The organism is Kribbella sp. NPDC048928 (assembly GCF_043197975.1).
In the GTDB taxonomy this organism is placed as follows: domain Bacteria; phylum Actinomycetota; class Actinomycetes; order Propionibacteriales; family Kribbellaceae; genus Kribbella.
Map to the genome: position 1 here is coordinate 253,387 of NZ_JBICUC010000009.1, position 25,104 is coordinate 278,490.

Annotated in this window: 28 protein-coding genes; 8 read left to right on the top strand and 20 right to left on the bottom strand. The window is 68.8% G+C overall.

Annotated features, from left to right (window positions below):
• Window positions 1-27: 27 nt before the first annotated feature.
• Entirely contained in the window at window positions 28-1,746 is a 1,719-nt protein-coding gene (locus tag ACGFI6_RS34180; protein ID WP_393126031.1) for a fumarate hydratase, read from the bottom strand.
• A gap of 73 nt (window positions 1,747-1,819) precedes the next feature.
• Between ACGFI6_RS34180 and ACGFI6_RS34185 the strand changes: the two genes are divergently transcribed.
• Window positions 1,820-2,518: a DUF1707 domain-containing protein gene (locus ACGFI6_RS34185; RefSeq protein WP_393126033.1), complete on the top strand. Its 699-nt coding sequence runs from the start codon at window positions 1,820-1,822 to the stop codon at window positions 2,516-2,518.
• A 51-nt stretch (window positions 2,519-2,569) separates the two neighbouring features.
• Here ACGFI6_RS34185 and ACGFI6_RS34190 read toward each other — a convergent pair whose 3' ends face one another.
• Together ACGFI6_RS34190 and ACGFI6_RS34195 are read right to left on the bottom strand one after the other, a co-directional pair.
• Window positions 2,570-3,355: an ABC transporter ATP-binding protein gene (locus ACGFI6_RS34190; protein ID WP_393126035.1), complete on the bottom strand. Its 786-nt coding sequence runs from the start codon at window positions 3,353-3,355 to the stop codon at window positions 2,570-2,572.
• Window positions 3,343-4,671 (bottom strand): 2-isopropylmalate synthase, encoded by a 1,329-nt coding sequence (locus tag ACGFI6_RS34195; RefSeq protein ID WP_393126037.1) that lies wholly within the window; start codon window positions 4,669-4,671, stop codon window positions 3,343-3,345. Before ACGFI6_RS34195 ends, ACGFI6_RS34190 begins: the two co-directional genes overlap by 13 nt.
• A gap of 182 nt (window positions 4,672-4,853) precedes the next feature.
• Between ACGFI6_RS34195 and ACGFI6_RS34200 the strand changes: the two genes are divergently transcribed.
• The gene (locus ACGFI6_RS34200) at window positions 4,854-5,522 is read left to right on the top strand and encodes a FadR/GntR family transcriptional regulator (RefSeq protein ID WP_393126039.1); all 669 of its coding nucleotides are present in this window, start codon (window positions 4,854-4,856) and stop codon (window positions 5,520-5,522) included.
• Between the two features lie 138 nt (window positions 5,523-5,660).
• Here the strand turns inward: ACGFI6_RS34200 and ACGFI6_RS34205 are convergent, their stop codons facing one another.
• Together ACGFI6_RS34205 and ACGFI6_RS34210 are read right to left on the bottom strand one after the other, a co-directional pair.
• The gene (locus ACGFI6_RS34205; RefSeq protein WP_393126041.1) at window positions 5,661-6,152 is read right to left on the bottom strand and encodes a hypothetical protein; all 492 of its coding nucleotides are present in this window, start codon (window positions 6,150-6,152) and stop codon (window positions 5,661-5,663) included.
• A gap of 2 nt (window positions 6,153-6,154) precedes the next feature.
• Window positions 6,155-7,105: a carbohydrate kinase gene (locus ACGFI6_RS34210; protein ID WP_393126043.1), complete on the bottom strand. Its 951-nt coding sequence runs from the start codon at window positions 7,103-7,105 to the stop codon at window positions 6,155-6,157.
• A gap of 152 nt (window positions 7,106-7,257) precedes the next feature.
• Here ACGFI6_RS34210 and ACGFI6_RS34215 point away from each other — a divergent pair, with 152 nt between their 5' ends.
• A complete protein-coding gene (locus tag ACGFI6_RS34215; protein ID WP_393126045.1) occupies window positions 7,258-7,905 on the top strand; it encodes a DUF4245 domain-containing protein in 648 nt (215 codons plus the stop codon).
• 193 nt (window positions 7,906-8,098) lie between these two features.
• A complete protein-coding gene (locus tag ACGFI6_RS34220) occupies window positions 8,099-8,746 on the top strand; it encodes an NTP transferase domain-containing protein (protein ID WP_393126047.1) in 648 nt (215 codons plus the stop codon).
• Window positions 8,747-9,075: 329 nt separating this feature from the next.
• Here the strand turns inward: ACGFI6_RS34220 and ACGFI6_RS34225 are convergent, their stop codons facing one another.
• Complete coding sequence (locus ACGFI6_RS34225) at window positions 9,076-9,396, bottom strand: DMT family transporter (RefSeq protein WP_393126049.1); 321 nt, start codon at window positions 9,394-9,396, stop codon at window positions 9,076-9,078.
• The gene (locus tag ACGFI6_RS34230; RefSeq protein ID WP_393126051.1) at window positions 9,396-9,995 is read right to left on the bottom strand and encodes a flavodoxin family protein; all 600 of its coding nucleotides are present in this window, start codon (window positions 9,993-9,995) and stop codon (window positions 9,396-9,398) included. The genes ACGFI6_RS34225 and ACGFI6_RS34230 overlap by 1 nt, the downstream gene beginning before the upstream one ends.
• 40 nt (window positions 9,996-10,035) lie before the next feature.
• Here ACGFI6_RS34230 and ACGFI6_RS34235 point away from each other — a divergent pair, with 40 nt between their 5' ends.
• Entirely contained in the window at window positions 10,036-10,662 is a 627-nt protein-coding gene (locus tag ACGFI6_RS34235) for a TetR/AcrR family transcriptional regulator (protein WP_393126053.1), read from the top strand.
• On the opposite strand, the gene ACGFI6_RS34240 is transcribed toward ACGFI6_RS34235, so the two are convergent.
• From ACGFI6_RS34240 to xseA, 3 genes are read right to left on the bottom strand one after another with little or no spacing between them, the layout of a single operon-like run.
• Window positions 10,640-11,137 (bottom strand): GNAT family N-acetyltransferase, encoded by a 498-nt coding sequence (locus ACGFI6_RS34240; protein ID WP_393126055.1) that lies wholly within the window; start codon window positions 11,135-11,137, stop codon window positions 10,640-10,642. The genes ACGFI6_RS34235 and ACGFI6_RS34240 overlap by 23 nt on opposite strands.
• An 8-nt stretch (window positions 11,138-11,145) precedes the next feature.
• Complete coding sequence (locus ACGFI6_RS34245) at window positions 11,146-11,364, bottom strand: exodeoxyribonuclease VII small subunit (RefSeq protein WP_393126057.1); 219 nt, start codon at window positions 11,362-11,364, stop codon at window positions 11,146-11,148.
• Window positions 11,361-12,575 (bottom strand): exodeoxyribonuclease VII large subunit, encoded by a 1,215-nt coding sequence (gene xseA / locus ACGFI6_RS34250; RefSeq protein ID WP_393126059.1) that lies wholly within the window; start codon window positions 12,573-12,575, stop codon window positions 11,361-11,363. Before xseA ends, ACGFI6_RS34245 begins: the two co-directional genes overlap by 4 nt.
• A gap of 46 nt (window positions 12,576-12,621) precedes the next feature.
• On the opposite strand from xseA, the gene ACGFI6_RS34255 reads away from it, so the two are divergent.
• On the top strand, window positions 12,622-13,119 hold the full coding sequence (locus ACGFI6_RS34255) for an HAD domain-containing protein (protein ID WP_393126061.1): 498 nt from the start codon (window positions 12,622-12,624) through the stop codon (window positions 13,117-13,119).
• Between the two features lie 121 nt (window positions 13,120-13,240).
• Entirely contained in the window at window positions 13,241-14,260 is a 1,020-nt protein-coding gene (locus ACGFI6_RS34260) for a 4-hydroxy-3-methylbut-2-enyl diphosphate reductase (RefSeq protein WP_393126381.1), read from the top strand.
• On the opposite strand, the gene ACGFI6_RS34265 is transcribed toward ACGFI6_RS34260, so the two are convergent.
• The 10 genes from ACGFI6_RS34265 to ACGFI6_RS34310 form a co-directional block, all read right to left on the bottom strand.
• A complete protein-coding gene (locus tag ACGFI6_RS34265; RefSeq protein ID WP_393126062.1) occupies window positions 14,253-15,065 on the bottom strand; it encodes a hypothetical protein in 813 nt (270 codons plus the stop codon). The two genes, ACGFI6_RS34260 and ACGFI6_RS34265, sit on opposite strands and share 8 nt — an antisense overlap.
• A gap of 1 nt (window position 15,066) precedes the next feature.
• Window positions 15,067-15,609: a SigE family RNA polymerase sigma factor gene (locus tag ACGFI6_RS34270; protein ID WP_393126064.1), complete on the bottom strand. Its 543-nt coding sequence runs from the start codon at window positions 15,607-15,609 to the stop codon at window positions 15,067-15,069.
• An 82-nt stretch (window positions 15,610-15,691) separates the two neighbouring features.
• Window positions 15,692-16,801 carry an aromatic ring-hydroxylating dioxygenase subunit alpha gene (locus tag ACGFI6_RS34275; RefSeq protein WP_393126066.1) on the bottom strand — a complete coding sequence of 370 codons (1,110 nt, stop codon included), beginning with the start codon at window positions 16,799-16,801 and terminating at the stop codon, window positions 15,692-15,694.
• A 7-nt stretch (window positions 16,802-16,808) separates the two neighbouring features.
• Window positions 16,809-17,255, bottom strand: coding sequence for an SRPBCC domain-containing protein (locus ACGFI6_RS34280; RefSeq protein ID WP_393126068.1), 447 nt, complete (start codon window positions 17,253-17,255; stop codon window positions 16,809-16,811).
• On the bottom strand, window positions 17,252-17,602 hold the full coding sequence (locus tag ACGFI6_RS34285) for an ArsR/SmtB family transcription factor (protein WP_393126069.1): 351 nt from the start codon (window positions 17,600-17,602) through the stop codon (window positions 17,252-17,254). Before ACGFI6_RS34285 ends, ACGFI6_RS34280 begins: the two co-directional genes overlap by 4 nt.
• A 46-nt stretch (window positions 17,603-17,648) precedes the next feature.
• Window positions 17,649-18,830, bottom strand: a complete 1,182-nt coding sequence (locus tag ACGFI6_RS34290; RefSeq protein ID WP_393126071.1) for a glycoside hydrolase family 64 protein — start codon at window positions 18,828-18,830, stop codon at window positions 17,649-17,651.
• Between the two features lie 1,002 nt (window positions 18,831-19,832).
• Entirely contained in the window at window positions 19,833-21,002 is a 1,170-nt protein-coding gene (locus tag ACGFI6_RS34295) for a DNA recombination protein RmuC (protein ID WP_393126073.1), read from the bottom strand.
• Between the two features lie 105 nt (window positions 21,003-21,107).
• Window positions 21,108-22,076, bottom strand: a complete 969-nt coding sequence (locus ACGFI6_RS34300; protein WP_393126075.1) for a methyltransferase — start codon at window positions 22,074-22,076, stop codon at window positions 21,108-21,110.
• 26 nt (window positions 22,077-22,102) lie between these two features.
• Window positions 22,103-22,888 carry a polysaccharide deacetylase family protein gene (locus ACGFI6_RS34305; RefSeq protein WP_393126077.1) on the bottom strand — a complete coding sequence of 262 codons (786 nt, stop codon included), beginning with the start codon at window positions 22,886-22,888 and terminating at the stop codon, window positions 22,103-22,105.
• A gap of 77 nt (window positions 22,889-22,965) precedes the next feature.
• Window positions 22,966-23,832: a DUF817 domain-containing protein gene (locus tag ACGFI6_RS34310; RefSeq protein WP_393126079.1), complete on the bottom strand. Its 867-nt coding sequence runs from the start codon at window positions 23,830-23,832 to the stop codon at window positions 22,966-22,968.
• 82 nt (window positions 23,833-23,914) lie between these two features.
• Here ACGFI6_RS34310 and ychF point away from each other — a divergent pair, with 82 nt between their 5' ends.
• Window positions 23,915-24,991, top strand: a complete 1,077-nt coding sequence (gene ychF / locus ACGFI6_RS34315) for a redox-regulated ATPase YchF (RefSeq protein WP_393126081.1) — start codon at window positions 23,915-23,917, stop codon at window positions 24,989-24,991.
• Window positions 24,992-25,104: the final 113 nt, after the last annotated feature.

The following is a 25,104-nucleotide window of genomic DNA, read 5'->3' on the forward strand; positions in this document are numbered from 1 at the left end:
GGCCGTGGTGCTGCTGCGGGCTTGGTGTCAGGTGCGGGGGCGTACGGTCAGGGGGACCGGTTTGCGGGTGTCGGTGAAGAAGTCGTTGCCTTTGTCGTCGACGACGATGAAGGCGGGGAAGTCCTCGACCTGGATCTTCCAGATCGCTTCCATGCCGAGCTCGGCGTACTCGATCACGTCGACGGACTTGATGCAGTCCTGCGCCAGCCGCGCCGCCGGACCGCCGATCGAGCCGAGGTAGAACCCGCCGTGCTCCTTGCACGCTGCTGTCACCTTCGCCGACCGGTTGCCCTTGGCAAGCATTACGAACGACCCACCGGCCGCCTGGAACTGGTCGACGTACGCATCCATCCGCCCCGCCGTCGTCGGCCCGAACGATCCGGACGCGTACCCCTCCGGTGTCTTCGCCGGCCCGGCGTAATACACAGCGTGATCCCGCAGATAAGAAGGCATCTCCTCACCTGCGTCCAGCCGCTCCTTGATCTTCGCGTGCGCGATGTCCCGCGCCACCACCAGCGGCCCGCTCAGCGACAGCCGCGTCTTCACCGGCAGCTTGGACAGTTCCGCGCGGATCTCCGCCATCGGCCGGTTCAGATCGATCCGTACGACGTCCGACGCGTCGTCGAGGTGCTCGTCGGTGGTGTCCGGCAGGAACCGCGCCGGGTCCCGCTCGAGCTGCTCCAGGAACACACCCTCCGGCGTGATCTTCGCCAGCGCCTGCCGGTCCGCCGAGCAGGAGACCGCGATCGCGACCGGGCAGGACGCACCGTGCCGCGGCAGCCGGATCACGCGGACGTCGTGGCAGAAGTACTTCCCGCCGAACTGCGCCCCGATCCCGAACTCCTGCGTCAGCTTGAAGACCTCCTCCTCGAGCTCCACGTCCCGGAACCCGTGCCCTACGGGTGATCCCGCACTCGGCAGCGTGTCCAGGTAGTGCGCCGAGGCGTACTTCGCGGTCTTCAGCGCGAACTCCGCCGACGTACCGCCGACGACGACCGCGAGGTGGTACGGCGGGCACGCGGCCGTACCGAGCGAGCGGATCTTCTCGTCCAGGAACTCCATCATCCGCGACGGGTTCAGCACCGCCTTGGTCTCCTGGAAGAGGAACGACTTGTTCGCCGAGCCGCCGCCCTTGGCCATGAAGAGGAACTTGTACGCGGGGTCGGTGGTGCCCGGCGTGGAGTACAGCTCGATCTGTGCGGGCAGGTTGGAGCCGGTGTTCTTCTCGTCCCACATGGTCAGCGGGGCCATCTGGCTGTAGCGCAGGTTCAGCTTGGTGTACGCGTCGTACACGCCGCGGCTGATCCACTCCTCGTCGACCGCCCCGGTGAGCACGCCCTCGGACTTCTTGCCCATCACGATCGCGGTGCCGGTGTCCTGGCACATCGGGAGCACGCCGCCGGCCGAGATGTTCGCGTTCTTCAGCAGATCGAGCGCGACGAACCGGTCGTTCCCGGAGGCCTCCGGGTCGTCGATGATCCGGCGCAACTGCTCGAGGTGCGCGGTCCGCAGGTAGTGCGAGATGTCGTGCATCGCCTCGGCGGTGAGCTGCTGCAGCACCTCGGGCTGCACCTGCAGGAACGTCCGATCGCCCGCGGTGAAGGTGCTGACACCTTCCGTCGTCAGCAGCCGGTACTCCGTCTCGTCGGCACCCAACGGCAGCAGATCGGAGTAGTTGAAGTCGGCAGACACCGGGCGTACCTCCACACGAACTGGACTGGACGCCCAAAGGCTACCCCTCGGCATCAGGGGTCTGGTCAGGGGTGAATGGGGGGAGAAACTGGCGGCACGGGCTGCGTGTCCCGCGTATGGTTTTGCCGTGGCTCAGGATGACGTTCCCCAGGAGAACCGACCGCAGGACGCCGTGCCCGCACCGGTCGAGGTTGACCCGGCGCTGCGGCGGCGGGTGTCCGATCTCGAGCGGGAGGAGGTCGCTGACGTACTGCGCGACGCCGCGGGCGAGGGGCGCTTGTCGTACTCCGAGCTCGAGGATCGCCTGGAGACGCTGTACGCCTCGAAGACGTACGGCGAGCTCGTCGAACTGACCTCCGACCTGCCGAACGGGCCGCGCGCACCACAGTCGCAGGGTGTGGCGTCCACCACCCCGGAGTACAGCGGCGCGCTGGTGGAGTCCGGCCCGGTGATCAACGTCTTCCTGTCCGACACCAAGCGGACGGGCAACTGGCTGGTCCCGCAGCGCCAGGAGGTGCACGCGGTGCTCGGAGACGTGACGCTCGACTACACCGAGGCGCAGATCCCGTTCGACGAGATCTACATCGACGTGAAGTCGATCCTCGCCGACGTGAAGATCCGCATCCCGCAGAACGCGGTCGTCCTGCTCGACAGCAACCCCGTCCTCGGCTCCATCACCGAACAGGAAGCCGGCCTGAAAGCCGTCCCCGACCCGAACGCCCGGCCCAACGCCCCCAAACGCTTCCACATCCGCGGCACCGCCATCCTCGGCGAAATCAAAATCAAACGAGGCCCCCGCCTAACCAAACGCCTCGGCCTCACCTGACCCCATCCCCATCCCCATCCACTCAGCCCTCGCCTGATGCTTAGGCGGCGTTCACTGGGGCTGTTGCCGGTGGGTGGTGGCGGTCCAGCGGCCGGCGTGGTGGGTTATTTGGATGGGGTGGGTGAAGGTTCGGGTGATCAGTGGGGTGGTGAGGACGTCTTCGGCCAGGCCTGCGGAGAGGATGTGGCCTTCGCGGAGGAGGGCGGCGTGGGTGGTGCAGGTGGGGAGTTCTTCGAGGTGGTGGGTGACCAGGAGCCAGGCCAGGTGCGAGTGGGTGGTGTGGATGTGGTCGAGGGTTTCGAGGAGTTGTTCGCGGGCCGCGACGTCCAGGCCGGTCGACGGTTCGTCGAGCAGGAGTAGTTGGGGGTCCGAGATGAGGGCGCGGGCGATCAAGGCGCGGCCGCGTTCGCCCTGGGAGATGGTGGTCCAGGGCGCTGCGGCGAGTGCGCCGATGCCGAGCAGGTCGATGAGCTCGTCGGCGCGCTGTTCCTGAGCGGCCGTCGGCTGCCAGCGCGGCATCCGTTCGATCGTGCCCGTCAGGCCGGTCAGTACGACGTCCCGGATGCTCAGCGGCGACCGGACCGGATGCCGCGGATTGACGTGCCCGATCGACTCGCGCAGCGTGCGGATGTCGACCGTACCGAGCCGTCGGCCGAGGATCTCGACCGTGCCGCGGGTCGGGTGCGTGACGGCGCCGCACAGCCCGAGCAGCGTGCTCTTGCCGGCGCCGTTCGGCCCGAGCAGCGCCCAGCGCTCGCCCGGGCCCACGGTCAGCGACACCCCGGAGAGCAGCAGTTTGCCGTCCCGGACGAAGTCGACGTCCTTCAGTTCGAGCACCCGTAAACCTCCTCGTACAACGCCTTCAGCTCCGCTGCGCCGGCTTCCCGCCCGGTCGCATCCGTGTGCTGCTGCACCCGCTGCGCAAACGACCGCTCGGCATCGGCATCCAGCCGGATGCCGTACACAGACTCCAGCACATGGGCGATCCCACCTTTACCCGACTGGCTGTTCACCCGTACGACAGCCTCGTACCCACGCCCAACATCGGCCGGATCGATCGGCAGGTACGGCACCTCCCACAGCCCGTCGCCCTGGATCGCGAACCCCTTGCGGATCGCGTCCTGGTGGGTTCCGGAGAAGGCTGTGTAGACGAGCTCCCCGACGTACGGATGCCGCGGATGGATCGGCATCCGGGTGCAGTACTCGACCACCGAACGGATGCCGTCGATGTCGGAGAAGTCGATCATCGGGTCGACGCCCTGCGCGTGCAGGTTGAGGGCGAGCGTGGCGATGTCGACGTTCCCGGTGCGTTCACCGTTGCCGAAGACGCAGCCCTCGACGCGTTGCGCTCCGGCGAGTACGGCGAGCTCGGCGCAGGCGATGCCGGTACCGCGGTCGTTGTGCGGATGTACGGACAAGATCACGCCGTCGCGGCGCGGCAGGTTCTGGTGCATGTACTCGATCTGGTCGGCGTACACGTTCGGTGTCGCGACCTCGACCGTGGCCGGCAGGTTCAGGATGACGGGCCGGTCCGCGGTCGCGTCCCACTGCTTGGTCAGGTGGTCGGCCAGCTCCAGTACGTAGTCCGGCTCGGTCAGGTTGTACACCTCGGGCGAGAACTGGAACCGCACCGAGTCGCCGGCCAGGCGCAGGATCTCCTCCGATCCGGCGTAGATCATCGACGCCAGTTCGTCCCGCGTACGGCGCAGGACGACGTCCCGCCACACCGGCGCGGTCGCGGCGTACATGTGGATGACGACGTCACCGCGGATGCCCTGGACGGATTCGACCGTCCGGGCGATCAGGTCCGGGCGGGCCGGTGTGAAGACCACGATCGTGACGTCGTCCGGGACCAGATCCGACGTGGCGAGCAACCGTACGAAGTCGAAGTCGGTCTGTGACGCGGACGGGTACCCGACCTCGATCTCCTTGTAGCCGATGGCAACCATCAGCTCGAAGAACTTGCGCTTCCGCTCGGGGTCCATCGGCTCGGCCAAGGCCTGGTTGCCGTCGCGGAGGTCGACCGGCACCCAGAGCGGTGCTTCGGTGATCCGGCGGTCGGGCCAGGTGCGTGCGACGGGTGCGACCGGGACCTTGGCGAAGATGTCGCGGTACCGGTGGCTGGGCATCGGGGAGGGCTGCTGACGGTTCATGGTGTGGGTCCTTCCAAGACGGTGGAGGACCGGCGGACGACTGCACTCCACGGTGGGAGCGCCGGTCGATCAGCTCCCGCCGTGGCGGCCAAGAAGGAGGAGACCCGGAAGCTTGCGCATGCCGAGCACCGTATCAACTCCTCAGACAAGCTGACAACTCAGCTCCGGCTATCCTGACCCGCATGATTCGCCGTCACCCACTCGCCGAGCAGGCCGCCGAGGAGCTGCTGCGCCGGATCGGGAGCGGCGAGTTCACGCTCGGCGCCAAACTCCCGGGCGAGACCACGCTCGCCGCGCAGCTCGGCGTCGGCCGGTCGACGATCCGCGAGGCGGTTCGCGAGCTGGCCGGCCGCCGGGTGCTGGAGAGCCGGCAGGGCGCGGGCGTGTTCGTGATCGCGCTGCAGGCCGCCGAGGACTGGGACAAGGTCCTGCGGAAGGCCGACATCACCGACGTCCTGGAGGGACGGCTGGCGATCGAGACCGAAGGCGCCCGGCTGGCCGCTTCTCGTCGTACGCCGGGTGACCTGAAGAACTTCCGCTACACGCTCGCCGACCGCAAGCGCGCGGCCGCGAACGCGCCGGACGACTGGTACATCGAGGCCGATCTCGCCTTCCACCGCGCCGTGGTGACGGCCGCGCACAACGCCGTACTGACCGAGCTGTTCGACACCTTCGTGCCGCGCATCCGGCGGGCGATGATCGACATGCTCAAACTCGACGACGAGCACCGCCACCGGCACGACCAGGCTGCCCACGAGGCGATCGCGGACGCGATCCGCGAGAAGGACCCGGAGCTCGCCGCCACCCGGTCCCGCGAGCACCTCAGCGCCGTCCGGAGCTCAGTCAGCTAGGGGGCCTGTGTGATGATCCAGCGCCGTAGCGAGGAGGTGCTCGGCACGGCATCTCGCCGCACGGGTGCAAAGGCCACGATGCTCCGCATCGAGACCTTCGCCCCCGCACGCCGAGCTACCGCACCGAGCACCTCCTCGCTACGGCGCTGGATCATCACACAGGCCCCGGTGCTGCTCGTGGAGCGAGCGGAGCCAGGGGGTGAGGGCGTCGAGGTCCTCGACGTTGTCCTGGGGGATGGAGATCGGGCGCGTACGGCGGTCCGCCGGATTGACCTGGACGGCGCGGGCGAGCGGGAAGCCGGACGGGTCGCCGATGCTGGTGATGCCCGACCAGCGCAGGCTGCGGCCGCGAGTGATGCCTTCGGCGTCGACCGTGATGACCGGGCGGTTCGTGAGCAGCTGCCACGCGGTCAGTCCGGTGCCGTAGACGAACGCCGCGAGCGCGGTCAGCCGGAGTACGCCGAGGGCGCCGGACACACCGTCCGCGCGCAGGTGGTCGACGTTCGTCCACGCCGAGAGCACCATCAGCAGAGCGAAACCGGCCAGCCGTACGGCGAGCCGTCCGCGGCGCGGAGGAAACGCGACGCGGCCCTTGGCCTCCAGCTCGGAGGACCAGGCCTCGGCGGACACCGTCAGGAACCCCGCTCGGCTGCCAACTCGGTCGCGGACGGCGGGTCGGCACCATGCCGCGTACAGGTGATCGCGGCCGCCCGTACCGCGTAGTCCACGACGTCGCGCAGGTCCTCGGTGGTCAGCCCGGCCAGCCGGCGATCGCCGAGCAGCCCCCGCTGCAGCAGTCCGGTGATCAGTGCGGCCATCAACGAATCACCGGCGCCGACGGTGTCGACGACCTCGATCGACGGCGCTCGTACCTCGACGCGGACCTCGCGGCCGATCCCGATCGCGCCCTCGCCGCCGCGCGTGATGACGACACACTGCGTCCGGTCCGCGGTCAGCAGTTCCGCCGCGATGTCCTCCAGCGGAACCCCCGGCCGGAAGAACGCGCAGTCCTCGTCGCTCAGCTTGACCAGGTCGGACAACGCGGCGATCGTCTGTACGGCGGACCATGCGACCACCGGGTCCGGTGTGATCGCCGGTCGCGCGTTCGGGTCGAAGGTGACGCTCACCGGCTGGTCGGCCACCGACTCCAGGAACGCGCGGATCGCGGTTGCGCCGGGTTCGAGCATGGTCGCGATCGAGCCGGTGTGGATGACCGGACAGCCGCGCCGCAGCGACAGCGCCGGCGGGTCCCAGGTCATGTCGAACTTGTAGGTCGCCACGCCGTCGGCATCCAGCGTCGCGGTGGCAGTGCTGGTCCGGAACCCGGGGTCGATCGTCCCGGGGGCGAGTTGGACGCCGTTCCCGAACAGGTGCGCGCCGAGCAGATCGCCGTACGTGTCGGTGCCGAAGCGGGCGACCAACTCGGTCGGCACGCCCATCCGGGCCAGACCGACCGCGACGTTCGCCGCGAAACCACCGGGGATCGCCTTGGTCTTGCCGTTGCCGTTCCGCGGCTTGCCGGCCGGGCCGGGAACCACGATGTCCACGAGAGCCTCGCCGATGACGAGCACGGGTGCGCTCATCGGGCGGACTCGGAGCCGCAGCGCATCACGGGCGACTGGTCGGCTCGGCCGCTGCCTCTGGTTCGCCTGCTGCACTCGCTCATGTGAACGGATCGTAGCCAACGCCCTTGGGCGGTGTTCGGGCGGATTGCGCGTCGCGAGACACTGTGAGCATGAGTTCCACAGGTCAGGGCGGTTCCGGCGAGGCTGCCGCTCCCGAAACGGCGCAGGAGCAGGCGGAGGCGGCCGCCCGGGAGAAGGCGCAGGTCCAGGCGGAGGCGAACGAGTACCGGCAGGCGTACCGGCGGGACAAGGCGAAGTCGCAGACCGTCGGGAACATGGTGTTCGCGCTGGCCATCTGCCTGGCCGTCGCAGCGTTCCTGATCATCGTGACGTGGCGGCCCAAGCAGGAGAAGGTGAACGCGGTCGAGTACACCGCGCAACTGCAGGACGCCCGCAAGGCCGCGCCGTGGGTCCGCGGGCCGGAGCCGATGCCGGCCGGATGGGCCGCGACCAGCGTGGACTTCCGGCACCCGCAGCAGGAGCCGATCACCTGGCACCTCGGGACCGTGACGAACGAGAAGAAATACGTCGGCCTCGAGCAGTCGAATGTGACCACCGGCAAATTCCCCACCGACAAGCTCGGCCGGACGTCCGACGACGGCACCTCGACGGTCGCCGGGGTCACCTGGCAGCGGAAGATCCTGCTCGACCGGAAGAACGAGAACGCCTTGATCCTGGTGGGTTCCGGCGTCACCACGATCGTCACCGGGAATGCCGGCTATCCGGCGCTTGAAGCGTTCGCTTCGGCTCTGCATTGAGCTGATCCGGGCCTTTGTGCTGACCTGAACTGGCCGGTATTGACCATTTCCCGGGCATTTCCGCCCACTTTCCGGACGGTCGTTGACACGTGCCCACGGCAAGCGGTTCGATCGAAGCTCGGCTTGTACGCTCGGGGACCAGCGGAAAGAGTCTCCTATGGCCACGCCGTCCCGGGCGCGGAGTTGATCGCCGATGTTCATCACGGGGCTTGTACTGGGGGCCGACAGTTCACCGCATCTCGGTGCGCCGTGGCAGTTGCTCGCCTACGAGGGCGGGACGTTGTTCGGCGCCGCGCTCGACAGTGCGCGTGAGTGCGGGTTCGACCAGTTGGTGGTGACGCTGGGGACCGCGTCGGAGCAGATCCACGACCGGATCGACCTGGACGGCGTCCGCGTGGTCGAGTCGCCGCACGCCGACACCGGCAGCGCCTCGATCGTGCCCGCGCTGGATGCCGTCGACCGGCGCGCCGACGGCATCGTCGTACTGCTCGGTGACCAGCCCGGCGTCACCTCGGCGACCGTCTGGTCGCTGGTCGCCGAGGTCGCCACCCCGATCGGCGTCTGCCGGTACGACGACGGCGAGGGCCATCCGTGCTGGTTCGGGCGCGAACTGTTCGGCGAGCTCCGCAACCTGCGCAGCGACGCCGACCTCTGGGACCCGATCAACGACGGCACCCACCCGGTCACCCGAGTCGATGCCATCGGCAACATGCCGCCGCGCGCCACCACCTGGTCCGCGTACCACCAACTGCTCTCCGGCCACCCCGCCGCACCGGAAGACCTCCCGCACTCCGCGCTGGCGCCCCAACACCCCCGCCCCCGCCGCCGCACCACCACCTGACCCGCCTTCCGCGCCTTCCGCACCACACCTGACGCACACCCCGCCCCGTCCGCGCCGCCGCACCACCACCTGCCCCCCGCCCCGTCCCCCCGCATTTGCTGGGTAGGCCAGGCAAATTGCTGGGTGGGCCAGTCAAATGGGGGGTTCGTGACGCGTTATACGGGTGTGGAACCCCGCATTTGACTGGCCTACCCAGCAAATGTGAGCTGGGTGGGACGGGGGACCGGGACGGGATGCCCGGAGCGGGACGGGGTAGAGCGGGGCGGGGGTGCGGGACGCGGGGTGCGGGACGGGGGGAGCGGGACGGGGTGGGGGGCTGTGTGGGTGGGTTAGTCGGCGCCGGCGAGGCGGAGGCCGATGACGCCGGTGACGATCAGGGCGAGGCAAGCCAGGCGGGTGGGGGTGACCGGCTCGTGGAACAAGACGATGCCGAGCGTCACCACGCCGACCGAGCCGACGCCGGTCCAGATCGCGTAGGCCGTACCGACCGGGAGACGGTCGAGCGTCTTCGCGAGCAGGGCAACCGAGATCACCCCGAACACGAGAACACCGACCGTCGGCCACAGCCGGCTGAACCCCTCACTGGGTTTAAGGCTGAGCGCGAACGCGATCTCGAACGCCGCCGCGGCGAGCAGAACGATCCAGGCCATCAGGCCGCCTGTGCTCCCCGCAGGTGCCGGTGCGTGACGCTCGCGACCCGGGCCCCGAGCGCCGACGCCGTACGCAGATCGGTGGCCGGCGGCGCCTTCTCCGCCGACAGGTCCGCGTCGGACTGCGCCATCGCGCCCAGCCAGCTGCCGAGCCGGTTGAGATCCTCGATGCTCGCGGTGCTCTCCGCCCAGCCCGGGTAGATGTCGAGACCGACCCAGATCATCCCGTGCTGCGCAGCGAACACGGCCAGGTCGACGAGGCTGTTCAGCTTGTCGCCGGACATCGCCTTCGAGTTCGTGAAGCCGGCCGCGATCTTGTCCCGCCAGGCGAGGTCGGCGGCCCAGATCCGGACGCTCTCCTCGGCGAACTTCTTGAACACCCAACTCGGGCTACCCATGTACGTCGGCGCGCCGAACACGATGCCGTCCGCAGCGGTCAGCCGGGCCCACACGTCCTCGGTCAGGTCGTCGATCGGCACCAGGTCGACGGTCGTCCCCGGAACCGAGGCGGCGCCGGCGGCGACTGCCTCCGCCTGCTTCGCGGTGTGCCCGTAGCCCGAGTGGTACGCGACGGCGATCCGCGCGTTCGTGTTGCTCATGTGCTTCCTCCGAAGTCGTTAGCGGACTACAGTCCGTCTTATGAACGACAGTACCGGACCGCAGTCCGCTTCACAACAGGGTCTGCCGATCGTGGGTGAGTCACGGCCGGAGCGAGCCGATGCGCGGCGCAATCGCCTGCGCGTACTGGAGGCGGCCGAGCGGCTGTTCACCGAGCACGGGGTGAAGAACGTCTCGCTCGACACGATCGCCGCGGAGGCGGGCGTCGGGAAAGGGACCGTGTTCCGGCGGTTCGGTGATCGTGCAGGGCTCGCTGTCGCGCTGCTGGACGAGCGTGAACAGGAACTGCAGGCCAAGATCCTCAGCGGGCCGCCACCGCTCGGTCCGGGTGCCACGCCGCTGGTCCGCGTGACTGCGTTCCTCGAGGCGTACCTCGACCTGCTCGACCGGCACGCCGCGTTGTTCATGGACAGCGAGAACGCCTCGGACGGTGCGCGCTACCGCATCGGCTCGTACCACCTGTGGCACCGCCACCTGTCGCACCTGATCGAAGCCGCCCGCCCAGAGCTGGACGCCGACTACACCGCCCACGCCCTGCTGGCACCGCTCGCGGCCGACCTGCACAACGCCCTACGCGCCCAGGGCTTCGAGCTCGACCGCTTGAAAGCCGGCCTCCGCGCGGTGGCTACAAGCTTGCTGACATCCTGACCTCGGGCAGGTCGTTCAGCGACGAGTACGCCCGGCCCGCGGTCTCCACGAACCCGTAGCGCGCGTAGAACCGCCGCGCCCGATTATTTGCCTCGAGCACCCATAGCTGGACGCTGTCACACCCGGACTCACGGAGGTCGGCGCAGGCGGCGTCGGTCAGCGCGCGGCCGGCGCCGGTTCCCCAGTGGTCGGGGTGGACGAACAGCGCGTACAACTCGCCGGTGTTCGCCGGGGCTTGTGGATCACGCTCCGGCCCGACGCCCGCGTACCCGATCACGTCGCCGTCGAGCAACGCAACGTGCAGCCGCGAGCGCCCGGCCGCAATGCTGTCGGTCCAGGATGCGGCGATCGCGGTCGGGTCCATTGCGTCCAGGAAGTCCTGGGGGACCAGGCCGGTGAAAGCGGCGTGCCAGCTGGCGACCCGTGCCTCGGCGGCCCCGAGAAGATCGGCAGGACGAGCGAGCCGCGTCGCCAACCGCGTGTTCAGTTGCTGGGTTTTTCTTCGTGGGCGGCTTGGGCTTTGGTGAGGCGTTCGCGGGCGCCGTCCAGCCAGCGCTGGCAGGTGCCGGCGAGCTCCTCGCCGCGCTCCCACAGGGCCAGGGATTCCTCGAGCGACGTGCCGCCGGCTTCGAGCTTGCGGACCACGTCGACGAGCTCCTCGCGGGCCTGCTCGTAGGTCATCTCAGGTCGGTCGGCACTCACGCGTTCTCCTCGGACTTGACTTCGACCGTGAACCGGCCGTCACTGACCCGCGCCTGCAGCAGGTCTCCCGGCGCCACCTGCGCCACCTCCCGGACCGCGGTCCCGTCGGCCAGCTGGAGCACCGAGTATCCGCGCTCGAGTGTCGCCTTCGGGGACAGCGCCCGGACGCTTGCCAGCCGGTGCGCGATGTCGTCGCTCGCCCGGTCGAGTCGATGGGTGAGCGTCCGGCGGCTGCGCTCGATCAGCGCCGCGACCTCGTCGGAGCGCCGCTGCAGGTCCGTGACCGGCGCCGCGAGGGCCGGGCGCGAACGGATCGAGGCCAGTGCGTGCGTCTCGCGATCCAGCCAGGACGTGATCGCCCGCAGCCCCCGTTCGCGCAGCATCCGGACGCCGTCGAGCTCCTCGCGGACGTCGGGCACGATCCTTTTCGCCGCATCGGTCGGTGTCGACGCGCGCAGGTCCGCGACCAGGTCGAGCAGCGGCGAGTCCGGCTCGTGACCGATCGCGCTCACCACCGGAGTACGAGTCTTCGACACCGCACGGATCAGACCCTCGTCGGAGAACGGGAGCAGGTCCTCCAGCGACCCGCCGCCGCGGGCGATCACGATCACCTCGACCGAATCGTCCGCATCCAGCTTCCGCAAGGCCTGCATCACCTCGCCGGCCGCCGACGGTCCCTGGACCGACGCGTACTCGATCCGGAACGCGACGGCCGGCCAGCGGCGCTTCGCGTTCTCCAGGACGTCGCGCTCGGCCGCCGAGTCCCGCCCGCAGATCAGGCCGATCGTGTGCGGCAGAAAGGGCAGCTTCTGCTTGCGGTACGACTCGAAGAGGCCCTCCGCGCCGAGCAGCTGCTTGAGCCGCTCGATCCGGGCGAGCAGCTCGCCGATCCCGACGTGCCGGATCTCGCTGACCGCGAGCGCGAGCGTCCCGCGCCGGGCGAAGAAGTTCGGCTTGGCGTGCACCAGGACGCGCGAACCGTCCCGGACCTCGACGGCCTCGAACACCCGTCGGTTGCAGGTGAACCGCAGCGAGATGTCCGCATCGGTGTCGCGGAGCGTGCCGAACACCGTCGTCGTACCGCGCCCGATCGAGACGTCCGTCAGCTGCCCCTCGACCCACACGGACCCGAGCTGGTTGATCCAGCTCGCAATCCCGTTCGCGATCGTGCGAACGGCCGCAGGCGCTTCCGGCGACGTCTCCAAAGCCACGCCCAAGACCCTACGGCCCCGCACCGACAATCCCTAACGTTGAGTAATGCGCCCACTCCTGCTGCTGGATTTCGACGGACCGCTCAACCCGCACGCCGCCGACGGCATCCCGCCTGGGTACCAGCGCCACCAGATCACCGAGGGGGCGAAGACCTGGCGGATCCTGCTGAATCCACAGCACGGCGTGGAGCTCAACGACCTCACGTCCAGCTTCGACCTCGTGTGGGCGAGCAGCTGGGAGCACGGCGCCAATCGCCTGCTCGGCCCGCTTCTCGGGCTGCCTGAGCTGCCAACGATCCTCTGGCCTGACCGTTCGCCGGTACGCCGTGGGTCCTGGAAGGCGCCGTACATCGCCGACTGGGTTGGCGATCGCCCGTTCGCCTGGGTCGACGACGAGATCGGCAAGCCGGAGCGGGAACGCTTCCCCGGCCAACTGATCCTTCCGGTCGACGCAACCGTAGGTCTGACCGGCAAGCACTTCGCCGCCCTCCGCGCCTGGGCCCGAAAACCCTTTGCGGACAAGGGTTTTCCCAGGCATTCTTAACGCACTGGTAACACCTCCCACGGAGGAGCCGCCCGGACAGGGCGGGCGGCTCCCCGATGTACCTTCCGTGGTGACGCTGTTCACACTGTCCGATGTGGGCGTGTCGATCGCGGCCCGTACGATGGGCGGCGTGACTGAGGAGACCGGTACGACGACCAAGCGGGTGCTGCTGGCGGCGCCGCGTGGGTACTGCGCGGGCGTGGACCGCGCCGTGGTGGCGGTCGAGAAGGCGCTCGATCTGTACGGGCCGCCGGTGTACGTGCGCAAGGAGATCGTGCACAACAAGTACGTCGTGCAGACCCTGCAGAAGCGCGGCGCGATCTTCGTCGACGAGACCGCCGAGGTGCCCGAGGGGGAGACGGTGATCTTCTCGGCGCACGGCGTTGCCCCGGTGGTGCACGAAGAGGCCGCCTCCCGGCAGTTGAAGACGATCGACGCGACCTGCCCGCTGGTCACCAAGGTGCACCACGAGGCGAAGCGGTTCGCCGCGACCGACTACGACATCCTGCTGATCGGCCACGAGGGCCACGAGGAGGTCATCGGCACCGCCGGCGAGGCCCCCGAGCACGTGCACCTGGTCGACGGACCCGACGACGTACCGAATGTCACCGTCCGCGACCCCGAGAAGGTCGTCTGGCTGTCCCAGACCACATTGTCCGTCGACGAGACCATGGAGACGGTACGCCGGCTGCGCGAGCGCTTCCCGCACTTGCAGGATCCGCCGAGCGACGACATCTGCTACGCCACCCAGAACCGGCAGGCCGCGGTCAAGAAGCTCGCGCCCGAGGCCGACCTGATGCTCGTCGTCGGCTCCCGGAACTCGTCGAACTCGGTGCGTCTGGTCGAGGTCGCGGTGGAGCACGGTGCGAAGGCCGGCTACCTGGTCGACTTCGCAGACGAGATCGACGAGGCCTGGCTGGAGGGTGTGGACTCGGTCGGGGTCAGCAGCGGCGCGAGCGTCCCCGAGGTGCTCGTCCGGGACGTACTGCGCTGGCTCGCCGAGCGTGGGTACGGCGACGTACGCGAGATCACGGCTGCGGAGGAGAGCCTGACGTTCGCTCTCCCCCGCGACCTGCGCACCGACCTGAAGGCAGCCGGCCTCCCCACCACCGGCACCTCCGACCACGCCTGGACTATTTGACCGTCACGTTCGCCGTCGCGGTCACCGGGACCCAGCCCTTCGCGCCGCAGTACCGGACCGTGTAGCTGATCTTGTAGGTGCCTGCCTTCGTGTACGTGTGATTGCTCGGCGGCGTCGGCGCGGGCGACATCCAGTCGATCAGCGCCCTCGTCTGCTGCCCGGTTTTCGTCGTGTGCGAGTCGACGCAGTTGACCGTGCCGGCGTCCGAACCGTTCTGCTGGCCGTCGCCGAACGTGTAGTTCTCGCTGCCGAGAACAGAGGTGAACGAGCCGGACTTGTCGTCGCCGACCGGCACCCGGACCGTTCCCTTGGCGGTCATGTTCACCGTCACCACCCGGCCTTTGACGGTCGGGTGCAGGCTGACGTCCAGGCTGAGCCGCGGTGCGGCCGGCGTGTTCGAGCTGCTCGACGTCGAGACCGGCGGCGGCGTGTTGGTGTTCGTGTTCTGGGTGTTCGGGTTCGGGGTATGTACGGCGCCCACGTGCACCGACGTGCTGCCGGTGGTTCCGGGCGCTGACGGGGTTCGTGTGGGTGTTGTAGTGGGGGTGGATGACGGCGGCGGCGTGCTTGTCGGTGCCACGACGCTCGGGGTGTTGGAGACCGGTGGGCGGCCGTCGATGTCGGTGACGTTGTTGACGGCGAACGCCACGGCGACCACTGCGGCGGCGGTCAGGGTGAGCGCACCGGCGGTACGCCGGCGTCGTGCCGTCCGGACCCGGGCGAACACGGCCTCGCTGGGCACTGTGCTCGGCGGCGGCGGATCGGCAACCAGCTGCTCGAACTTGTTCTTCAGATCGTCGGTCATGTCAGCCCTCCTTCTGGACCGTGGGGCGCATCGCGGCGGGACTCGTGCTGGGGATCGCGGTGATCAGTTCGTGTTCGCGGAGCTTCGCCAGCCCGCGGGAGACGCTCGACTTCACGGTGCCGATCGAGCAGCCCATGATCTGGGCGATCTCGGCCTCCGGAAGATCTTCGAAGTACCGCAGGACCAGCGCCGCGCGGGTACGGCGGGGCAGCGTCGCGAGTGCGCGGAGCAACAGGTCCCGGTCGTCGACCGTGCCGTACTGCTCCTGCGCCCCGTGCTCGGGCAGCTGCTCGGTCGGTGTTTCGCCGCGCCACTTCCGGCGCCACCACTGCGTGCTGGTGTTCACCATCACGGTCCGGGTGTAGCTCTCCAGCGCGGTGCCGCTGCGCAAGGAATTCCGGTGGAACCACACCTTCGTCAGCGCGGTCTGCACCAGATCCTCGGCAAGATGCCATTCACCCGTCAGCAGATATCCGAACCGCTGCAGTGCGGTGAACCGCCCGTCCACGAACTCGGCGAATTCGTGGTCGCGTCCTGGATCCATCCCAACCCCCATCTCGTTCAACTCGGTCAGACTTGTGATGCCTGAGCGGGCCGGAAAGGTTGAGCGGTACTCCGGGCCGATGTCAGCGCGACGTCCCGAGTGACTTGCCGAGGTAGCCGCGGGCAATCATCGTGACCCACTGGTAGACGGCGTCCTCCGCCGGGGCCAGCGGACCGGGGCGGTAGTGCGGTGACTCGGCGCCGCGCTGCACCGACTCGCAGGCGGCCCAGTCCTCGCGGTTGGTGATGTCCCAGAACTCCACCGCGTACGACGGATCGGACACTCCTGCGGGGAAGTACCAGGAGCATTCGATCGTGGTGCGGCCCGGCGTACGGGGCTCCAGGCGGTGGGTCATCACGTAGTCGGGGTGCAGCGAGATGAGCAGGTTCGGGAAGAGGCCGAGGTAGTTGACCCGGCGCGGATCCACGCCATCGATCGGGATGCCGTGGGACCGGCCGTCGAGCGACATCGTCTCGGCGTCCGGCCGTAGATCCATCAGCCCGCCGACCCAGGCTCCGGGCAGGTCCCAGTTGTCGCCCGAGGTCGGCGGTGACACCTTGCACAGCTCGGGGTGGATCAGCGGGCAGTGGTAGCACTCGTGGTAGTTCTCGACGATCGTCTTCCAGTTCGCCGCCACGTCGTACGTGTGCCGCGCCTTCAGGGCCAGCGTCTCCGGCGCGTACGGGGCGACCAGGCCGGTGAGTCCGCCGAGATGGTCCGCGAACGCCGTCGCCGTACCGGTCGCGTTCACGAACAGCCAGCCCTGCCATACCTCGGCCGGCAGCTCGACCAGCCCGTACGGCATCGTGTCGAACGTGTCGCCCATCCGTGGCGCGGCCTTCACCGAGCCGTCGAGCTCGTACGACCAGCCGTGGTACGGGCACACCACCGCGCGCCGATCGCTGGTCTCGTCACGCTGCAGCAGCTCGTGCCCGCGATGCCTGCACACGTTGGCGAACGCCCGCGGCCGCTCGCCGAACGTCACCACGGTTGCGATGTCCCCGACGGTCACCTCGCGGTACGTCGTACCGGCTGCCAACTCGTCGACGCGCCCGAGGCAGGTCCACGTCCCCGCGAAGAAGTTCCGACGCTCCCAGGTCAGGACGTCGGGGTCGACGTACGCCGCACGCGGCAGCATGACCGATTCGCCGTGCGGGCGCAGCGAAGGCTCCAGGGCGTCGGCAGGCAGCATCTGCCTACTATCGGGCGAACTCCACGTATTTGCCCAGCACGTAGTCCCAGCCGGTGTCGTAGCTGAGCCGGGCCCGGCCGCCGTCGCCGCGCTCCCAGCCGGAGTGCACGAGCTTGACCTCGGTGCCGTCGCCGGCCGTGGCGAAGGTGACCGTCACCTGCCCGGCCTCCGCGGGATCGCCGCCCGGGTGCCAGCTGAAGCTGAGCCCGGCCGGCGGGTCCCACTCCGAGACCGTGCCCCAGGTCGCGATCTCGCCGTCGGCACCGTGCTCGACGATGCGTCCGCCGACGGCGCCTTCCAGCCGTACTTCGTGTGCGGCCGCCTCGCCGACCGAGTGGCTGAACAGCGGCCACCACGCCGACGTCTCCGCCGTGAACGCCTCGAAGGCGCGATCGACACCGACCGGCACGACCACGGTCTTCACCAGCGGTGAGATGTCTTGTTCCACAGTCATTTCCGTTCCTCCTCGGTCCCCTGAGCAGTTCGCCGCACGTGGTCTGCGTACGCCTGCAGCGCGTCGCCCCAGAACTGGTCGAGCCAGCTGCGCAGCTCGTCGAGCCCGGCCTGCTGGACGCGGTAGATGTTCCGCGTCCCGCGGGACTCGTGCTGCACCAGACCGACCGCGCCGAGCACCTTCAGGTGCTGCGAGATCGCGGGCCGGCTGACGGGCACGTGCTCGGCGAGTACACCGACCGAGCACGGCCCGCCTGTCCGCAGCGTCTCGAGGATCACCCGGCGGGTCGGGTCGCCCAGTGCGTCCAGCACCGGTCCGACCGCCTGCAGTGATCCGTAAGTATCCACGAACGGTAAGTTGCCACTAACGGATTGAAGAGTCAAGCCTCGGGACTCAGTTGAGCGGATCCAGGATCAGTGCGGCCTGCTGCGGGTTGCCGTCGTGCACGAGCGCCTCGTGGTTGCCGACGTCGTCGAACGCGAACCCGTACGCGCGCCCGTCGACCATCTGCGAGTGGATGATCTTCGAGTACTGGTTGGTGACCGCGTCCTGGTAGAAGTTCGCGTCGCTGGCGTCCGGCTGGTTCGGGTTCGTCAGCAGGGTGGAGCGGTTGTACCCGGCGCACAACGTCCGGGAGATCGGGCCGCGAACCTGGTCGTTCGGTGCGTCGAGCAACTTGGCGCAGCCGAACACGCTGGCCGAGTCGGGCTTCTGGAACGAGGTGACGACGGCGCCCGCGCTGTTGGCGAAGTTCATGACGGAGCCGGACACCTTGCCGAAGTACTTCGTGTCCGGCTGGTCGCCGAACGGCGTGACGGTCAGCGTCTCCGAGCTGTACTTCGACCACACCCGGTTGATGTAGTCGTCCATCGCGCTCGCCGGCAGCGCGCCGATCTCGACGCCGTACGTCGGGGACAGCGCGCGCAGCGCCGTGCCGTCGGGCGCGGTCTGGATCAGGCCGCCCCAGCCGCCGGCGGCGTTCCGGAGCGAGTTGTAGACCGCGTTGTACCCGCCGGACTTGAGGTGGCCGGTGGTGCTGGAGTTCACGCTGACCGCATACGGGGCGGAGAACATGTCGACCTGGGTGCTGTTGATCCACAGCCCGCCGTCGTTGAGCGTGTACTCCGACCAGTTGAACAGGATGTTCCGGTTCGGGTCGCTCGGGTTCTGTACGGCGGGCTGCACCAGGCCGCCGGTGGTGAGCTTGAAGACGAGCTTCTGCCCGTACGAGAAGTAGACGCGGCCGGAGAACTTCGGCATCTGGATCGTCACCGACTGCCCGTTCGCCGGGCCCGCGATCGACGCGTCCGGCGCCGGGGTGGGCGGATTGCCGCCGGCCGGCCAGGCGTGGAACGTGCCGGATGCGTCGCCCCAGCCCTGCTGCCCGGTCGCCAGGTTGGTGCCGAGGTTGTAGATGTAGACCGGGTCGCCACGACCCGAGTTGTTGGTGATCGTCAACGGAATCGTCGCCGGGACCGCAGCGTCGGCGGGCCGCTCCGGCGCCGCCGACAGCACCCCGGCCACCGCCACGGCAGCCGCGACGACCCCGAGCACTCTGTTTCTGAAGCGCATCATTTCTCCTCACGTCCGCTTGAGAGAGCGCTCTCATCGTTGCGTGCCACCAACACCGACTGTCAACACCTCATCACTGTCGGCTTTCCGCCACCCTCGCACGGCCACCCCCCGCACGGCCATCCCCGCATGGCCGATCCCCACCCGGCCGATCCCCACCCGGCCGATCCCCACCCAGCCGATCCCCGCGCAGCCAGCCCTCTGCGCAGCCAACGCCCGCGCCGCCGACTCGCGCGCGCCCAGGCCCGCGCCGAGACCCCTCGCTCGGCTGGCCCCTGCCGCCAACCTCCGCGCAGCCAACGCCCGCGCCGCCGATGACGCTTGACCGCCGACCCGCATGGTGACGGCCGCCGGATGTCGAGTCGTGGAAGTTGGCTGCATTTAGCGAGCCACTTTCCACGACTCACGCCCGCCCCTCGGACCATTCGCCACGACTCGGCGGAGTCGGCTGTCGATGTGGCGCCAAGCCTCGTCTGGCGAGCCAACCGTCCGTCGAGTCGTGGATTCCGGCTGCGCAAATCAACCCAAATCCACGACTCGAGGCCGCGCCAGGAGCCGTCAACGCGCCGAGTCGTGCGTTTAGGCTGCGAAATTCGCATTTCGCGAGCCACTGTCCACGACTCGGTGTCCGGTGCCGGAACCATTCGCCACGACTCGGCGAACCGCGCGGAAGTCGGCGGGTTGCAGGGGACGGGCGAGGTGGGCGGGAGGCGTGTTTCGCCGGTGACGCCGTCGACGGACTCGAGATTGAGGTCCGCTTGGTGGTGTGGCGGCCGCACTCCTCAAGCAGCGCGAGCCGGCCGCCTGCCGCCGACCGGGACCATGACCGGGACCGCCGTTCGTGGCCGTCGACCGTGGTCGTCGACCGGGGGTGTTGGTGGTGGGTGGTGGTTGTTCTGCCGGGGGCGGACCGCTGCGTTCCGGGTGGACGTGTGGTGGTTGGGGTCGAGTGGCCCGACCAACGCGTCGGCCGCACTCGCGGCGATCGGCGGTTCGGGGAATGGGTCAGCCGGCTTGGGAGGGGGGCCAGCGGTGGGTGGTGGGGGGCTCCTCGAGGGCCAGGAACTCGGGGGCGGTGAGTGGGCGGACGGATGCTTCGATGGACTCCATGGCGGTCAGTTCGGACTCGGTGACGTGCAGGTCGCGGAGTTTGCGGGCGGTGATGAAGACGCGGCGCTCGAAGGAGCCGACCGTCCCGTTGTAGGCCTCGACGGCGGACGTGAGGGAGCGGCCGACCCGGCCCAGGTGGTCGCCCATCGTGCCGAGTCGTTCGTACAGCTCGCGGCCGAGCTCGAACACCTGCTGGGCGGACTCGGTCAGCGCCGACTGGTTCCACGCGTACGCCGCCGCGCGCAGCGTCGCGATCAGCGTGGTCGGCGTCGCCAGGATCACCCGGCGCTCGGCCGCGTACTCCAGCAGGGACGGCTCGACGTCGAGGGCCGCGGACAGGAACGATTCGCCCGGCACGAACAGGATGACGAACTCGGGCGACGGCGACAGCCGCGTCCAGTACGCCTTCGCCGCGAGCTGGTCGACGTGCGTCCGCAGGTGCCGGGCGTGCGCCCGCAGGCGGTCCTCGCGGAACTCCGCGTCGTCGGACTCGCTCGCGTCCAGGAACGCGGCCAGCGGCACCTTCGAGTCGACGACCAGATTCTTGCCTTCGGCAAGCCTCACCACGAGATCCGGCCGCAGGATGCCGTCCTCGCCGAAGGTCGTCGCCTGCTCGGTGAAGTCGCAGTGCGCCACCATCCCGGCGAGCTCGACCGTACGACGCAGATGCAGCTCGCCCCAGCGCCCGCGCACCTGCGGTTTTCGCAGTGCGGTGGACAGCGACGCGGTCTCGCGACGCAACGCCTCGCCGCTCATCCGCACCTCGTTCACCTGCTGATGCAGCTGGCTCTGCCACGCGGCGCGCCCCTTCTCGAGCTGATTCAGCTGTGCGTGCAGGCGATCCAGCGCCTCCTTGACGACGGCCTGACCACCCATCTGCTGGCCGACGCTCGTCCGCTCCTGGGTCAGCTCGACGACGCGGTCCTCGGCCGCGTCGCGCTCGGCGGTGATCCGCGCGAGCTGCGCGCCGTCCCGCCCGCGCACCCACAGCACGCCGAAGACAGCACCCAGCAGCAGCCCCACCACCAGGAAGAGCAGGATCAGCAAGATCGTCGTACCCGTCATGTCACCGATAGTGCCGAACGCCACCGACAGTTTCGGTGACATTGCGCACCGAGTTCCGGGAAAGTACCGGAAGAGGTCCGGTTCAGTTCCGAATCAGGCGGGCGTTCAAGCTGGTGTGGCCTCGAGGACGAACATGTCCGAGGACGTCGGGATCGTCTGTGTCAACTCCAGATCGGCGCCCGCGAGGAGCGTTCGGTACTCGTCGGTGGTGCGCTCCAGCCCGCCGGTCATCACGAGCATGTTCAGATCGGTGAACGCGGTCCGCAGTGGATCCGGTGCCTGATCCAGCAGTTGCTCCAGGATCAGCAGCCGGCCGTCAGAGGGCATCGCGCGCCGCACGCTGCGGAGAATCGCGATCGCCTCCGCGTCCGCCCAGTCGTGCAGTACGGACTTGAGCAGGTGCAACGAACCTTCGGGCACCGCTTCGAAGAAGCTGCCGCCGACGACCCGGCAACCGACGACCGCCTCCGCGACGACGGCGGGCTGGTCGAACAGCACGCCCTCCACCGACGAGTAGCGCGCCAGGATCGTCCCCAGCAGCAGGCCGCGTCCGCCGCCGACATCCACCACGGTCGGAAAGCGACCGAAGTCGTACGCCGCCGCGATCGCATCCGCCTGCGTCTTCGAGATCGCCACCATCGCGGCGTCGAACAGTTCACGTTCCGCCGGATGCTTGTCGCGGTACGACCAGAGCGACTCGCCGTGCACCGACGAGAACGCCGTCTCGCCCGTACGGACGCTGTGTTCGAGAGCGCCGTACGCCTGCCACTGCGACCCCTGTCCGATGTACCGAGCCCAGCCGGCGATCGACTGCGGTGCATCGGTCCGCAACGCGTCGCCGAGGGACGTGTTCTGGTAGCGCCCGTCGGCCGCCTCGTACAGCCCGAGCGCTGTCAGTGCTCGCAGCAGGCGCCCGAGGGCGACCTGGTCCGACGAGGTGAGCTCGGCCAGTTCGGCCGCGGTCTTCGGACCCTCGGCGAGCAGATCGCTCAGTCGCAGCGCCGCGGCCACGTGCACGGCCTGCGTCACTTGGAACCCCGAGGTCAGGCGCTGCAACTGCCGGGAAGCGTCCATACGTCCATCTTGCGACGTTCAGCGGTTCAGCGCTGCTCGCACTGCATGGCGGGGAACGTGTACCCCTGCGCCTTCAGCACCGGCAGCACCTGCTTGAGCGCCGCGACCGTCTGCGTACGGTTCCCGCCGCCGTCGTGCATCAGGACGATCCGGCCGCTGTGCGCGTGGGTGAGGATGTTGTGCACGATCGCGCTGGTTCCGGGACGGGCCCAATCCCGCGGGTCGACGTCCCACAGCACCTGCACCATGCCGGCCGCCTTGATCTCGGCGCGGACCTTCGTGTTCGTCGCGCCGTACGGCGGGCGGAAGCAGGTGGAGTGCGGTCCGTCGAAGATCTCGTGGTGCCGCTTCGCCGGCGAGACCGCGGTCAGCTGCGGATGCGTGATCGAGTGGCTGCCGATGGTGTTGCCTGCGGCAAGCACCTGCTCGCGGAGCCCGGCGTGCTCGCTCTGCATCTCGCCGAGCTCGAAGAACGTCGCGTGCGCACCGTACTGCGCCAGCGTCGCCAGCACCTGCGGGGTCCAGGTCGGGTCCGGTCCGTCGTCGAAGGTCAGGAACAGCACCTTTCCGTTGCCTGCGGCAAGCGTTGGGTTCGGCGGCAGCGGCTTGGCGGGCGTCGAGGGCGGGGTGCTCTGCGTCGGCGTACTGCTGACGGCCTCCGTGGGAGTGCCGGTCGGTGTCGCCGAGGCCTGCGTGGTCGCTGCGGCCGGGTGCGGCTGACGCGAATGCCCGACCGCGGCTGCCATCATCCAGCCGCCGACCGCGGCGAGCGCAACCAACGTCGTGACGAATGCGGCGAACTTGCGGGTCATGGCGTTTCCCCTTGCAGATCAGACGGTTCTGTCCCCAGTGCTCCCCGTCAGGAGCGCCTCACACCACAAGAGACGCCTTACTCCGCAGGTTGGTTGGCATCGCGATGTTGCGGTGAGATCTCGACCGTTGCGGTCGTGCCGCGGTGGTACAGCCGGCCTTCCAGCGCCTTCACGCTCGCCACCAGTACGAAGCTCATACTGACCAGCAACGACCACGCACCGAACTTCGCCGGATGCACGAGTCGCCACACGCTGACCTGGTCCGGATAGTTCCACGCGTCCAGGAACGTGCCGAAGTTCTCCGCGATCCACAGGAAGAACCCGATCAGCGCGAACGACACCGCGAGCGGCATCCGGTACCTGCGGACGCCGACGGTGAAGAAGACCCACGTGCGTCGGAGTACGAAGAGCAGAGCGACCGTGATCGGGATGCGCAGGTCGGGGATCCAGTGATGGGTGAAGAAGTTCGCGTAGATCCCGACCGCGCAGATCGTGGTGAGCACGGGGCGGTAGTTGCTGACCCGGAGGTCGAAGCGGCGCCACGCCTGGCACAGGTAGCTGCCGACGGCCGCGTACATGAAGCCGGCGAACAGCGGTACGCCGGCGAACTTCGTGACCGCGTCGCCCGGGTACTGCCAGGAGCCGATCTGGACCTTGAACAGCTCCAGCCCCAGTCCGATCAGGTGAAACGCGAAGATCACCGCCACCTCACGCCACGTCTCCAGGCGGACCGCCCAGAACAGGATCGTCAACATGAGGCAGTAGATCAGCAGCGCGTCGTACCGGGCGATCGGCAGGTCGACGTACTTCGAGACCGCCAGGCCGGCGAACAGGAACGCCGGGAACAGGCAAGACACCAGTTCGAGCCACCCGAACCGGAGGAGCTGCAGGCAACCGGTCACGAAGCGTGAAGGGATTCCGGCACGGTCGGTCCAGGTGGTCACCCAGGGAAGACGCCCCCCGGCGAGCTCTGGTTCGGACCACGGATTGGGGTACTTGGGTCTTCGCCGCGTAACCTTGACGCCCGTGGCACTCACCATCGGAATCGTCGGGCTCCCGAACGCGGGCAAGTCCACCCTGTTCAATGCGCTGACCAAGAACGACGTGCTCGCCGCGAACTACCCGTTCGCGACCATCGAGCCGAACGTCGGGGTGGTCGGTGTGCCGGACCCGCGGCTGGGGAAGCTGGCCGAGCTGTTCAGCTCGCAGAAGGTGATTCCGGCGACCGTGCAGTTCGTCGACATCGCCGGCATCGTCCGCGGCGCGTCGGAGGGTGAGGGGCTGGGTAACAAGTTCCTCAGCCACATCCGCGAGTCGGACGCGATCTGCCAGGTCACCCGGGTGTTCCGCGACGACGACGTCACGCACGTCGACGGCAAGGTCTCGCCGGCCGACGACATCTCCACCATCCAGACCGAGCTGATCCTCGCCGACCTGCAGACCGTCGAGAAGGCGATCCCGCGGCTGGAGAAGGAAGCCCGGCTGAAGAAGGAGAGCGCGGTCGTGCTCGACGCGGTCCGCGAGGCGCAGAAGCACCTCGAGGCCGGTACGCCGGTGATCGCGACCGACGTGGACACCGACGCGATCCGCGAGCTGATGCTGATGACCGCCAAGCCGTACCTGTACGTCTTCAACTGCGACGCGGACGAGCTCGCCGACGAGGAGCTCAAGCAGAAGATGCGGGACCTGGTCGCGCCGGCCGAGGCGATCTTCCTGGACGCCAAGTTCGAGGCCGAGCTGGTCGAGCTGGGCGACGAGGACGAGGCCCGCGAGATGCTCACCGAGATGGGCATCGACGAGCCCGGCCTCGATCTGCTCGCCCGGGTCGGCTTCGACACCCTCGGTCTGCAGACGTACCTGACCGCCGGGCCGAAGGAGTCCCGCGCCTGGACGATCAAGCGCGGCGCCACCGCGCCGGAGGCCGCCGGGGTCATCCACACCGACTTCCAGCGCGGCTTCATCAAGGCCGAGATTGTCTCGTTCGACGACCTGATGGACGCCGGCTCCATGAACGCCGCCCGCTCCGCCGGCAAGGTCCGCATGGAAGGCAAGGACTACACCATGCAAGACGGCGACGTAGTCGAATTCCGCTTCAACGTCTGAAAAGCGCACCGGCGGCTGCTGGAGGAGCTCCGGGTCCCTCGCCCGGCAAAGTGTCTTCGCTCGTAGACATTTGCTGCTTGTCTCCGTTCATGGACAGTAGGATGATGTCTATG

Excerpts from the sequence above, each read along its gene's own strand:
- ACGFI6_RS34180 (WP_393126031.1), bottom strand. The coding sequence starts at position 1,746 with ATGCCGAGGGGTAGCCTTTGGGCGTCCAGTCCAGTTCGTGTGGAGGTA.
- ACGFI6_RS34195 (WP_393126037.1), bottom strand. The coding sequence starts at position 4,671 with ATGAACCGTCAGCAGCCCTCCCCGATGCCCAGCCACCGGTACCGCGAC.
- ACGFI6_RS34200 (WP_393126039.1), top strand. The coding sequence starts at position 4,854 with ATGATTCGCCGTCACCCACTCGCCGAGCAGGCCGCCGAGGAGCTGCTG.
- ACGFI6_RS34210 (WP_393126043.1), bottom strand. The coding sequence starts at position 7,105 with ATGAGCGCACCCGTGCTCGTCATCGGCGAGGCTCTCGTGGACATCGTG.
- ACGFI6_RS34215 (WP_393126045.1), top strand. The coding sequence starts at position 7,258 with ATGAGTTCCACAGGTCAGGGCGGTTCCGGCGAGGCTGCCGCTCCCGAA.
- ACGFI6_RS34220 (WP_393126047.1), top strand. The coding sequence starts at position 8,099 with ATGTTCATCACGGGGCTTGTACTGGGGGCCGACAGTTCACCGCATCTC.
- ACGFI6_RS34225 (WP_393126049.1), bottom strand. The coding sequence starts at position 9,396 with ATGGCCTGGATCGTTCTGCTCGCCGCGGCGGCGTTCGAGATCGCGTTC.
- ACGFI6_RS34230 (WP_393126051.1), bottom strand. The coding sequence starts at position 9,995 with ATGAGCAACACGAACGCGCGGATCGCCGTCGCGTACCACTCGGGCTAC.
- ACGFI6_RS34235 (WP_393126053.1), top strand. The coding sequence starts at position 10,036 with ATGAACGACAGTACCGGACCGCAGTCCGCTTCACAACAGGGTCTGCCG.
- ACGFI6_RS34255 (WP_393126061.1), top strand. The coding sequence starts at position 12,622 with ATGCGCCCACTCCTGCTGCTGGATTTCGACGGACCGCTCAACCCGCAC.
- ACGFI6_RS34260 (WP_393126381.1), top strand. The coding sequence starts at position 13,241 with ATGGGCGGCGTGACTGAGGAGACCGGTACGACGACCAAGCGGGTGCTG.
- ACGFI6_RS34265 (WP_393126062.1), bottom strand. The coding sequence starts at position 15,065 with ATGACCGACGATCTGAAGAACAAGTTCGAGCAGCTGGTTGCCGATCCG.
- ACGFI6_RS34270 (WP_393126064.1), bottom strand. The coding sequence starts at position 15,609 with ATGGATCCAGGACGCGACCACGAATTCGCCGAGTTCGTGGACGGGCGG.
- ACGFI6_RS34275 (WP_393126066.1), bottom strand. The coding sequence starts at position 16,801 with ATGCTGCCTGCCGACGCCCTGGAGCCTTCGCTGCGCCCGCACGGCGAA.
- ACGFI6_RS34280 (WP_393126068.1), bottom strand. The coding sequence starts at position 17,255 with ATGACTGTGGAACAAGACATCTCACCGCTGGTGAAGACCGTGGTCGTG.
- ACGFI6_RS34290 (WP_393126071.1), bottom strand. The coding sequence starts at position 18,830 with ATGATGCGCTTCAGAAACAGAGTGCTCGGGGTCGTCGCGGCTGCCGTG.
- ACGFI6_RS34295 (WP_393126073.1), bottom strand. The coding sequence starts at position 21,002 with ATGACGGGTACGACGATCTTGCTGATCCTGCTCTTCCTGGTGGTGGGG.
- ACGFI6_RS34300 (WP_393126075.1), bottom strand. The coding sequence starts at position 22,076 with ATGGACGCTTCCCGGCAGTTGCAGCGCCTGACCTCGGGGTTCCAAGTG.
- ACGFI6_RS34305 (WP_393126077.1), bottom strand. The coding sequence starts at position 22,888 with ATGACCCGCAAGTTCGCCGCATTCGTCACGACGTTGGTTGCGCTCGCC.